Annotated in this window: 6 protein-coding genes and 2 tRNA genes; 2 read left to right on the forward strand and 6 right to left on the reverse strand. The window is 51.8% G+C overall.

All coding sequences use genetic code 11. The annotated features are described in order from the left end of the window. Positions 1 to 332: 332 nt before the first annotated feature. The 5 genes from EU556_RS16020 to EU556_RS16040 form a co-directional block, all read right to left on the reverse strand. Entirely contained in the window at positions 333 to 3,533 is a 3,201-nt protein-coding gene (locus EU556_RS16020; RefSeq protein WP_135435152.1) for a T9SS type A sorting domain-containing protein, read from the reverse strand. Between the two features lie 1,253 nt (positions 3,534 to 4,786). Next, a complete protein-coding gene (locus EU556_RS16025) occupies positions 4,787 to 5,605 on the reverse strand; it encodes an SDR family oxidoreductase (RefSeq protein WP_135435153.1) in 819 nt (272 codons plus the stop codon). Positions 5,606 to 5,811: 206 nt separating this feature from the next. Further along, positions 5,812 to 5,884 (reverse strand) — tRNA-Lys (locus EU556_RS16030). A gap of 276 nt (positions 5,885 to 6,160) precedes the next feature. Continuing rightward, positions 6,161 to 6,574, reverse strand: coding sequence for a hypothetical protein (locus tag EU556_RS16035; protein WP_135435154.1), 414 nt, complete (start codon positions 6,572 to 6,574; stop codon positions 6,161 to 6,163). Positions 6,575 to 6,847: 273 nt separating this feature from the next. Next, positions 6,848 to 6,920, reverse strand: a tRNA-Lys gene (locus EU556_RS16040). A 110-nt stretch (positions 6,921 to 7,030) separates the two neighbouring features. On the opposite strand from EU556_RS16040, the gene EU556_RS16045 reads away from it, so the two are divergent. Next, the gene (locus tag EU556_RS16045) at positions 7,031 to 7,726 is read left to right on the forward strand and encodes an SH3 domain-containing protein (protein WP_135435155.1); all 696 of its coding nucleotides are present in this window, start codon (positions 7,031 to 7,033) and stop codon (positions 7,724 to 7,726) included. Positions 7,727 to 7,822: 96 nt separating this feature from the next. Here EU556_RS16045 and EU556_RS16050 read toward each other — a convergent pair whose 3' ends face one another. Further along, positions 7,823 to 8,629, reverse strand: coding sequence for an SDR family oxidoreductase (locus tag EU556_RS16050; protein WP_135435156.1), 807 nt, complete (start codon positions 8,627 to 8,629; stop codon positions 7,823 to 7,825). 376 nt (positions 8,630 to 9,005) lie between these two features. On the opposite strand from EU556_RS16050, the gene EU556_RS26765 reads away from it, so the two are divergent. Next, positions 9,006 to 11,078, forward strand: coding sequence for a GEVED domain-containing protein (locus EU556_RS26765; protein ID WP_167855603.1), 2,073 nt, complete (start codon positions 9,006 to 9,008; stop codon positions 11,076 to 11,078). Positions 11,079 to 11,216 lie beyond the last annotated feature (138 nt).

Here is an 11,216-nt window from a genome sequence, read left to right on the forward strand (position 1 = left end):
CGAAAAACAAGAAAGGCAGGCTTTGAATTAGGAGTATACGGATTTTCTGGGGAAGCACCGCACAAGGCATCCATACTGCTTCTCTACCCGTCGCAAGAACTGGCCTAACAAGCTCCGTTAACTGCAGCTACCCATTCTTTCTACTGCCAGCTGCCACCACAGTGCTACACTACGTTGCTACTGCGGTATCACTACTGGTGCTATTGTCTAGGCCACTTGCCTTGCCCAAGTAACTGCCTTGGTTTTTACCACGCAAAAGCCCCCACTCTGTCCTCCTATGTATCGGAGTCCGGAGTGGGGGCTCTTGTTGGAGCGCTGAAGCGCGAGCAGGATTACTTAGCTACCACAATGCGCTGGTTAAGCACTTCGTTTTCAGTGGTCAGACGCAAAATATAGGTTCCCGTTGGCAGGCTTGAAGCCTTAAGGAGTGCCTGGCGGCTTGCGCCAGCTGCCATTGCCCCAGCGTACACCTGCTGCAAGCGACGACCCTGCATGTCGAAGATTTCAACGGTAGCATTGCCTGCTTTCGCCAGGGTGAACTCGATGACACTCTCATTGGTCACTGGCATCGGATACGCTACCAGCTCGGTTTTAGCGGCACCCATGCTTACCTTCTGCTCGGGGCTGCTGGTTACAGTAGCGTTGGCTGCACTTGTGGTTGAAAGCGCCGCACCCGGATCGAAAGGCGACAGGTAGCGACCGGGAATTGGGCCTTCCATTGCACCGCTGGGCAGCTGCCATGCTACCGATACATAGTCGTCGCCAACCTGCTCTTTGTGCAGGGCTTCCACATAATACCGGCGGCCCGCTACTAACGCTATCGGAGCCGACTGCTGCGAGGCATACTTATTCCATACTCGCCAGCCTGTGCTGCTGCCTGAGCTAGCAATGCGCTTCTTGTTGGCTGGGTTGTCATCCGAGCTAACATATAGTTCGGTAGCCTCATCACCCGCAATCCAGAAGATGTAGTTTCCAGTCTGCGGAGCGCAGATGTAGCCACGAATACGGGCGCCGTAGTTGTTACCGATGTTGCGGCCACTCTCGAAGATGGTGAGCTGGCTGGTGCTCGACGGCGCGTTCTGCACTGGGATGTTGCTGATATTTTTGCCGTTCACGTTATTCCACTGCTCCCGCTGAATCGTACCCGTAGCAGAGCAAATGGAGGGTACCGGTGTAGGCTCAGGCGTCGGAGTCGGGGTTGGCGTGGGAGTAGGCGTTGGAGTCGGGGCCGGCGCGGTGGTGCCGGCAGCAACTACAAACATCGGCGTTTCGGTTACCTGCAACGTCAGCTGGCCATTTTGCAGGGTCACACGCTGGGGCGTCATCGACTGGGCACCGCTGGTTGGGCGGTATACATCGGCATAGGTAGCTGTTCCCAAGTTGAGGGTATACTGCGCCGTCCGGCCTTTCTCATCGGGCACTACTAAGGCGTAGGCAGAGTTGCCATTGAGCTCATAGCGGTCCACAATCGGATCGGCATTCAGGGTTTGCTTGAACACGTACTCCCCCAGAAGCTGGTTGGTCTGGCTGAGGTACTGCGTAGCCAAGCGAGGAGTACGGTCAGCGTTAGTCAAACCCATCGTCGCAAATTGCTGGGAGCTGCCGGGGTTATCGTCGTAGAGCTGATAGAAGAAGTTGCGCTCAATACCCAATCGAGCATACATCAGGGAAGTACGTAGGGTCCAGTCGGCCTGAGTTTCTACAACAGAGCGGTTACCGATGGCAATGGCTTTCAGTGGGCTGCCTTGGTTGGTATCGAAGCCCGTTTCGGTTACCCACACGGGCATGCTGCCAGCATAGTCACGGGCCATTTGCATGAAGCTCTGGCCAATTATGGCAGCGCCCGAAATTTCGGGAGCCTGACCACGAGTTGAGGTGCCCGTCTGCGAGCAATTATCGTTGTTGGAGTACACATGGTAGTTAATCACGTCCCAGCAAAGGTTCACGCTACCATCGGCCTTATAGCCACGGTTCTGCTTGCACCACTCAATCATGCCCTTCACGTAGTTGGGGTCGGGAGCGGCTAGGCCAGCCATTACCACTTGCATGTTGGGGTCGGCATTCTTCACCCCTACGCCGGGGCCCATGGTGTTCTTATGGCCATCGTAGTAGGCCGAGAGGTTAGCAGCATACTGGGCAGGGCTCTGGTAAGCTTTGGCACCTTTCCACCACTTGTCGCGCTCGTTGTCGCACTCCATGTACTGAATAAGGTTCAGACCAATTTTTACTGTGTTTACCCCATCACCCGTCCACCGCGGCGTGCTATTTACGCTCAGCAGGCTTGGGTTTACATTTGGATTGCTACCATAGCGAGCAGCAAACTGGAAGGCCAGTTTAGCTTGCTCGATATAAGAACTAGGTTTCCCGAAGTCGTTACCATACCGCACGGGCACGTTCTCACTGTCACGCTCCGACTCAGGCCACGAAGCCAGCAACCAGCTCGGCACCGTCTTGATGCACGCCAGTACTTCTACTCCCTCGGCCTTCAGGCGAGCATACATTTCGTCGTAGCCCCAGCCCCCGTTGTAGCTTGGGTTGAAGGTATAGCTTCCCTCCTTTGCTTCCAGACGCTCCCAGTCGAGATAATGGCGGATGCCATTAAACTTCTTCACGGCTGGCAAACGCGTGGCATCAACCTCCCACGGACGGTTTGGATCTTCCAGATCCCATTCAAAAGCGTTTACGGCAAACTGCTGCTTGAGCTTACGCTCGCGAGCAATGCCATTGGTGTGGGTTGGCAGCGGCGCCACCGTAGGCACTGGCTGCACAGTAATAGGCTGAACCACATTGGTAGCAGCCGTGAAAGAGCCGCTCGCCGCCTGTGATGCTGTTATAGTTGCCGTTCCAACGGCTACTACGCTTGCCATCCACTGGCCGGAGCTGTTCGAAACAGATACCACTCCTGGGTTACTAGATGTAAACGTAATAGGAGAACCGGTATTGTTACTGGTTGCCGAAAAGGCGAAAGGTGCCGCGCCGATAGTCTTTGTACCAAGAACCCCAAAGTTGATGACAGACTGCACCAAGGTAGGGTTAGTGGAAGTTGGCGTAATGCTGGCGGTAGCGGCGCCATACACTTGTACCTTTTGCGGGATGTTGTTTCCGATTTTGTGCACGATGATGGCATCAGCCGGAACCGCTGGGCTAACCGTAATATCTACCCATTGCAGATATTGCTCACCCGTGAATTTTCCCAACAACACCTTTTGACTTCCGTACAGGGCGTATATCGTCGCCGGATTATCCGAAAAAACGCCCTGATGATCATACAGCCGTATATGTGTAACGTTCGTCTGCTGAGCTAGCTTTAGCGTTACATCGATGTATTGCGAGTTAATGGGCATCCATACCTCCTGCACCAAACTACTCAGGTCGTCGTTCAGCCACGGAGAATAGTCTTGTCCAGTAAAAACACTCGGGCTAATTGTAGTTACCGAAACGCGAGAAGCTGTTTGCTGACCATAAGTAGTAACAGCCCAAAAGAAGCTTACCAAATAAGCAAGCAAAGAAATCGGCTTGGAAGAGTTTGCCATTAGTAACTGGTTAGGTGTTTGGACACGGAGTCGCGGCAGCTCCAGCTTGTGGGGTTGCGGACCGCTGATCCGAGCGTAGGTTGTGTGGATGGTGGTGGCTAGGCCTAGCAGAAAAATGCAATACCTTTTAAGTCAGTATGTTGCATACTGTAATAGCAGCGCGACTTAAGGCAACAGCCAGTAACTTGGCTTCTTACAATTCCGGCTAACCTTCTGTTAGTCAGACAGCTTTTAATGTTGGCTGCTTACCGAGCTATATACTCGGTCATCAATCTCAATCCCTCCCCTTTTTTCTGCCCCAGCTGAGGCGATGTAGAACTTTTTGCGCACTAAAGCTCTGCATCTTGAAGCGCAGTATTCTCAATATAGGGTGCCCTTACCTTGAAGAGGTAAGTAACCGCAAGCCATTACGACTCACCCCTATTCATTTTAATGAAATGAGGCAAAATTTGCATTATTTCATTACATGTAAGTCAACAGCTTGTTACCAACTATTGAACTTTTAATACAGACTGGTCTCTGCACAAAGATATATAAAAGTACTTAGCCAAGTACTGCACTGTTGAAAAATATTTAAAATAGCTTAATAACAGCCGTTTACAGTGTTTAAATACAGTAAATGAAACCTTTTTCTATCATTATTCCGCAAGAGACAAAGCCTAGATAATATGATTTTATTTATAATGTCTATACTTATTAATTTTTATTGATATTGAATTTAGAATATAGCTCTATGCAAACAGCTATCATTTATTGTGCATCAACGGTATATTCTTACTCAGCCTCGAAACGCCAAGACGCAGCGCTTTATCAGCAGATAATTGTTAATGAACATTCATGTATGTACTTATAACAGCGACTCACTTAAAATATTATTTATTTGATTATCAATCATTTACGTATATACTCAATCAAATATACTTGTAAAATGAGGGTGGCATCTTTTTATAATGCGGAGGAGGCTTGTGGGAAATATGCAAATTCTATATCCGCGCTTAGACCTTAACCTCCTGCACTGCAAGTGGAAAGATTCTTTTATAATTCTAATTGCTCTTTGGCTCTAGCCTTCGTTGACTACCTGCGTAAGTAATAGCTGCTACTACTCAAAATATATGACCCATCTTAGAGATGAGGCATAAGCTAGCCTTCACACACCATTCTGTCAGCAACACTTGCCAATCATACTAATACAAAAAGGCTACGGAATGTCCGCAGCCTTTTTGTATTAGTCTATTAATGTGAAACTTACAAGATCAGCCATTAGAGGCAAAGCCTGGATAAAGTGTCATGCCCCCATCGGCAAACAGCGTGATACCTGTAACATAATCTGACTCATCAGAGGCTAGCCATACTGCGGCTTTGCCTATGTCTTCCGGCTCACCAATTCGTCCGTATGGTATTAGGGTTAGAAGCTTTTCAGCCGCTTCAGGAGTATCCCAGGCCTCTTTGTTGATAGGAGTCTTGATAGCGCCGGGGCCTATGCTATTTACTCGAATTTTATGAGGAGCCAATTCCTGCGCAATACTCTTCATTAAGAGCATAATGCCTCCTTTGCTAGTGGCATAGTTTACGTGGCCTGCCCACGGAATCACCTCATGCACAGAGCTCATGCAAATGATTTTGCCAGTAGCTACTGAAATCTCAGGTTGCGGTCCGCGGCGAATAAATTCACGGGCAGCTTCCCGGGTACAGAGAAATTGTCCTGTCAGATTCACGGCTAACACCTTTTCCCACTGCTCCAAGGTCATGTCGAGGAAGGGAGCGTCTTCTTGAATGCCTGAATTGCTCACCAGAATGTGCAGCGTCCCAAATTGCTCCCGAATCTGAGAAAACATGCGCTGTACCTCCTCTTCTTGGCTTACATCGCACTTAATAGCTACTGCCTTGCCACCGGCTTTCTCTATAGTTTCTACTACCTCTTCGGCGCCTTCGGGGCTGTGAGAGTAGTTCACTGCTACAGTAGCTCCTTCTGCTGCCAAAGCGAGACAAACTCCCGCTCCAATACCAGAGCTACCGCCCGTAACGAGGGCTATTTGATTGCGAAGTCGTTGGGTTGAAGCAGATGCAGTCATAGTTCAGGGCAACATGAATGATTGCTCTTTAGACTTGCAGATAGACTTCTGGGTTACAAAAAGCCGACATAAATCTGTCAGATGCTGACCTAGTGGCCTAGAGTTCCCACCTTCACCACGCAGCCTGTTCATGTAGGCTAGTAGATTGCTGCTTGTGCCAGAGGAAATAAAAAACCCTCACTACGAGTTGCAGTGAGGGTTTTTAGTGATTCCGCTGGGATTCGAACCCAGGACCCATACATTAAAAGTGTATTGCTCTACCAGCTGAGCTACAGAATCATTTCCCTTTGTCCGGCGGTGTTCTCCGTGGAAGGGATGGCAAAAGTAGAAGGTCAAATCGGCTTCTGCAAGCCCTGCTGCACATTTTACGGAGGAGCCGCCCACTCAGCAGCGCATTTCAGACCTTAAAAAGCTCAAAAACAGAAAGTAGGGCAATGCGAAAAATTTGAAAAAATTTTCGCTTTAGTATTTCCGCTGCACACTACCGCTTCGCAAACCTCTCATGCGCTACTGTACGGATTCACACAATGGCCTTGTGCACACTACGCACTTTGCTTATATCCGACGCAGCCACGTGGCCGCTTCTTGCTCATTGCCGAAGATATGATAAACAAGCATGCCCTCTTGAGTTTCATTCATTACCAACTTCATCGATAAGCGCGCGAATACATCTTCGGGAAGCAGAACAGCGGCCAGCACTTTGTGGCTTACGGCTTGGGGACCAGTTAGCCACGTGTCCCGAATCCACAGCCGCTCCTCTTGCGTGAATTGCGCCATCTGCCGCTGATCGGTCAGCATCTTATACCAGGCGCGCCGCTGTAGCAACTGAGCCAACTGGGTGAGGAAAACCTGTAAATCTGGCAATGCGCGTTTGCCGGGTTTATATTGTACGTAGGCATACTTGTCAGCCTGTTCGTACAATTTCCCTACTGCATTCTCAAAGTACAGGGCACTCGTCAGGAAAGGCATGGAAACAACATTGAAATCAGGCCCAGCCACGTAACCTTCTACCGGACTTATATCCTAAGGTACTTACTCCCCCTCGCCAGTACAAGCCGAACAATACCCGTTGGCTGCCATATATACCGGTATTTCGCGAATGCTAGAGGCCTAGCTCCTGCTTTTCGATATTACAATATTAGCATAGTTTGACTTCCACAGCTTGCATGACGCTATATGCGAGGGAAACCACAGGAGTAGAAAATAAAAAAAGCCTCTAACGCATGTTAGAGGCTTTTGAAGTGATTCCGCTGGGATTCGAACCCAGGACCCATACATTAAAAGTGTATTGCTCTACCAGCTGAGCTACAGAATCGTTTTCTTTGCAATGGCGAACGTTTTTCGCTGATTGTGGCACAAAAGTAGTGGGCTACTCTATATACTCCAAACGTTTTGCAAAAAACACGCGCTATTTTTTTCTGCTTTTTGGCCTTTTTTTGGGTGATCTGCAGTCAATACATTCAGGCCCAACCGGTTAATCATGCCTTAAAAAAAGCAGATTCTTTGTTCGAGGCGGGCCAGGTAACCCCGGCATACAAGCAATACCGCTTGGTTCGGGAACAACAAGAGCAACAATCGACCCGACAGTTGTTGCGAATGGCCTACGTGCAGGAAAGTCTAGGCCATTACCCGGCCGCGCTGTATTACCTAAGTGTCGCACATGCCGGGTATCCACGGCATGACACGTGGCGAAAAATGGTGGCATTGGCACAAGCTAACCGCCTTACCGGCTACCCAGACACGTGGCGTCAGAGCCTAGCCATTACGTTTCAGCGGTATTACAACCGGCTTCTTCAGGTGCTCTTGGTTGTGGCAGTGGTGGCCGGCACGCTTCTGCTCGTGCGCCGGAAAACTGCCAACAGAGTATGGTGGTCGATGTATGGCGTGTACCTATTGGGGGTTACCGTTTTCCTTAATTTGCTCGCTCCGGCCCGGGTAGGGTTGGTTGCGCGGACCCACGCAGCGCTTATGGCAGGGCCTTCAGCAGGAGCAGCCTGGCTCACTACTGCCGCGGCCGGCGACCGGTTTGAAGTGCAGGGCCAGCAGGATATTTGGTACCGCGTGAAGTGGCAAGGCCAAGACGCGTACATCCGCAGGCCAGATCTACTGCTCGTTCAGTAAAGAAGCAGCCCCCACCGAATAGGCCTAGGCTTATTCGGTGGGGGCTGTTAGTTGTGTACCGGTTTCGTGCAGTGGCCTAGCCTGACTGTGCCAGACTTACAGCGTGAAGTCGGGCTCTTCCTTGCGAAAATGATTGAGGACGAGCTTATCAGTGAGGCCTGGCAGCCATTTATTCAGGAACACCGTTAGCTTACCCTGGCTGGTAAGCACTAAGTCGCGGCGGCGATGCTGAACGGCATCTACTAAATAGCCAGCTACTTCTTCGCTGCTCATCATTTTCTGCTCGTCGCGCGGAGATTCGCCCTGCTGCGAGCCATCGGCCGCGAGGGCCGTGTTACGGATATTCGACGCTGTGAAGCCTGGGCACGCTAACAGCACGTGTACTCCCTGCGGCAGCAACTCTGTGCGAAGTGCTTCCAGAAAGCCATGCATGGCAAATTTTGAAGCAGAGTACCCGGTGCGGCCTGGCAAGCCTCGGTACCCTGCAATACTACTGATGCCCACGATAGAACCTTTTGCTTTGGTGATATGCGGCAAGGCAAACTTGGTAGTATAAACGGTACCAAAGAAGTTGGTTTGCATTAAGCGCTCAATTACTTCCAAGTCAGCGTCCCGGAAAAGTGCCCGCATGCTGATGCCAGCGTTGTTGATGAGTACATCTAAGCGGCCAAAGGCCGCTACAGTTTCTTCCACGGCGCGTTGGGCATCGGCCTGCACACCAACATCGGCGCGCACGGTGCGGTAACTGATGTTGAGGCGTGCCAGCTCCTGGGCCGTTTCCTGCAGGCGAGCTTCGTCGCGGCCGGTCACAACTACGTGGGCGCCAGTTCGACCGAAGGCCAAGGCTGTGGCCCGGCCGATACCCGAAGTACCACCCGTGATAAGGATTACTTTATTTTTCATGAGGGAAGCAATGCTGCGCATATGGCAGCCAATGGAGGAGCAAAACTACGGTAAATATCCGCAGTACGTCGGGCCAGAAGCCTTGCTGGTCTATCAACTATACTGCGCAAAAGAACTACTCTATACATTGAATTGAAGCGCGAGAAGATTGTATTTTGCACAAGCTTACCTCCACATTCAATTCACCTGTATTCAGCAACTCTACCGCCTTTCTATGACCCAACCTCTACGTGCTCACTGGGGCATAGTAAGCCGCTGGCTACCCCTTTTTTTTCTCCTCACGGCTCTGACTTCTCGTAGCGCAACCGCGCAGTGCCCCCCCGCCGCCAGCGCTTGCACACCGGGCGCCGCACCTGTAGCCAACGCGACATTTGCCATGGGTATCTACACTGTTACCCTGGCGGGCACCACTATTACCACGGCGGGTAGCACCGATGGATACAAGGACTATTCCTGCACCCAAACGGCCTCGTTAGTAGTTGGCACTGATGTTCCGATTAGCATTAAAACCAACCCTAATGCTGATGAAAATGTGCGTGTCTGGGCAGACCTCAACAATGATGGAGCATTCAACGCCACAACGGAACTGGTTTTCAGTTCTAACGCACTTCGCACCCATACGGGCAGCATTCGGCTTCCGCTCGGCACCGTTACGGGGGTCCGCTTACGTCTGCGCATAGCCGCCGATTATGCTAACTCCCCCATCCCAACGCCTTGCTCAACGCCCCAGTACTCGCAGACGGAAGACTACTCCGTACTAGCAAGCACAAGCGCGCTGGCACCTGTTGCTGAATTTGTGGCCGCCCCCGTACAGACCTGCTCTGGCACCGTGCAATTCACAGATCAGAGCCAGAACGCGCCCGTGAGTTGGTTGTGGAATTTTGGCGACGGCACGACCAGCTCCTTGCAGAACCCCAGCCATACCTATGCTACTGGCGGCACCTACACCGTAGCGCTGACAGCTACTAATGGCAACGGCAGCAACACCCGAACCCGCACCAACTACATTACTTTCGACAGCGCGGTGCCCGTAGCGGCGGCCTGCTCTCCGCAGACCCAGGCCTACTGCTGCAACTACGGAATTACGCAATTCACCCTAGGCCCCCTCACAAAGGCCTCGGCTACCGGCCAGGCCGGATACGAAGATTTTACCTGCGCCAATAAGGCCACGCTCACCGTGGGCAACCGCTACCCCATCAGCATTGCCACCAATCCAACCTCGGCCCAAGACACCCGGGTGTGGCTGGACCTGAACAATGACGGCGTTTTTGCCGCATCAGAGCTGCTTTACCAAGCTCTGAACACTATTAACCCAAGTGGCACCGTCCTCATTCCCAGCACTACGGCATTAAACCGCCCCCTGCGGCTGCGGGTAATTTCCGACTACGTAGGCTCGCCGTTCACAGCTTGCGCAGGCATACAGTACGGGCAAGCCGAAGACTATACCATCACGCTGCAGGCAAACACCAGCGCCCCCACCCCCGATTTTACCTCTAATTATGTGGCTGGCACTTGCCAGAACACCGTGCAATTCACAGATCAGAGCCAGAACGCGCCCGTGAGCTGGCTGTGGAATTTTGGCGATGGCACGATTAGCACCTCGCAGAACCCTAGCCACACGTATGCTACCGCTGGCAGTTTTACTGTATCTCTGACGGCCACGAATGCCTTCGGCACCCAAACCAAAAGCGTAGCCGACTACGTGCTTGTGCAGCAGCCCTGCCAGCAGTACTGCTCCTCCACCGGGCAAAACCAAAACTTCTGGATTACGAGTGTTGTGCTGAGCAACTCCAGCGGTAACCTCTTCAGCAACACTTCTGGCGCCGACGCCAACGGGTATGGCAACTATGTAGGCCAGCGCCTGCCCATGAAGCTTGGTCAAACGTTCACCCTTAGCGTTTCGTGCAACACTACTGCGCAGCGGTATACCACCATCTGGATCGACTGGAACCAGGATGGGTTTTTCGCGACGAATGAGCTAGTGGTGGGCACTGTTGGCGTCAACCCTTCTTCGGTTACATTTTATATTCCTAATCAAGCTGCTCTGGTTGGTATCACCCGCATGCGCGTCGTGGCCCGCTTGAATGTTAATCAGGCTAACGCCTGCGTATTGAGTCAGGCTAACTCTGAAACCGAAGACTACAGCGTGGCAATAACGGCTCCTGTAACAGCCACCACCAACGCACAAGAGCTGACTGGCCTAGAGGTGTTCCCTAACCCCGTGAGTGCCGACCAAGCGCATATTCGCCTGCTGGATGTAGCAGCGGCCGGGCAGTACACCGTGCAAGTAGAAACCCTGCTTGGGGCTCGGGTACTGGAAACAACCGTACGATTGCAGGCCACACAGGATGCGTCTCTTGATGTGCAAAGCCTCCCGGCAGGCATTTATCTGCTTCGTCTGCAAGGCCCTAATGGGCATACGGCCGTGCGGCGGCTGGTTCGAAAGTAAGCAACCAGGGCTTTCCCGGCATTTCTAGGCCTCTCCTAACCCAAATACAATCAGCAGGCAGCTCGGCTTGTCCTTCACTTCGATTTTCCCTTTTCTATGCGAACAGCTTTACTCCGTAGCTGCCTTATGGTAGTGTTC

Source organism: Hymenobacter fodinae (assembly GCF_004745825.1).
Taxonomy (GTDB): domain Bacteria; phylum Bacteroidota; class Bacteroidia; order Cytophagales; family Hymenobacteraceae; genus Hymenobacter; species Hymenobacter fodinae.

Bases quoted from the DNA above. Each gene is read 5' to 3' on its own strand.
- EU556_RS16020 (WP_135435152.1), bottom strand. From the start codon at position 3,533: ATGGCAAACTCTTCCAAGCCGATTTCTTTGCTTGCTTATTTGGTAAGC.
- EU556_RS16025 (WP_135435153.1), bottom strand. From the start codon at position 5,605: ATGACTGCATCTGCTTCAACCCAACGACTTCGCAATCAAATAGCCCTC.
- EU556_RS16035 (WP_135435154.1), bottom strand. From the start codon at position 6,574: ATGCCTTTCCTGACGAGTGCCCTGTACTTTGAGAATGCAGTAGGGAAA.
- EU556_RS16050 (WP_135435156.1), bottom strand. From the start codon at position 8,629: ATGAAAAATAAAGTAATCCTTATCACGGGTGGTACTTCGGGTATCGGC.
- EU556_RS26765 (WP_167855603.1), top strand. From the start codon at position 9,006: ATGGGTATCTACACTGTTACCCTGGCGGGCACCACTATTACCACGGCG.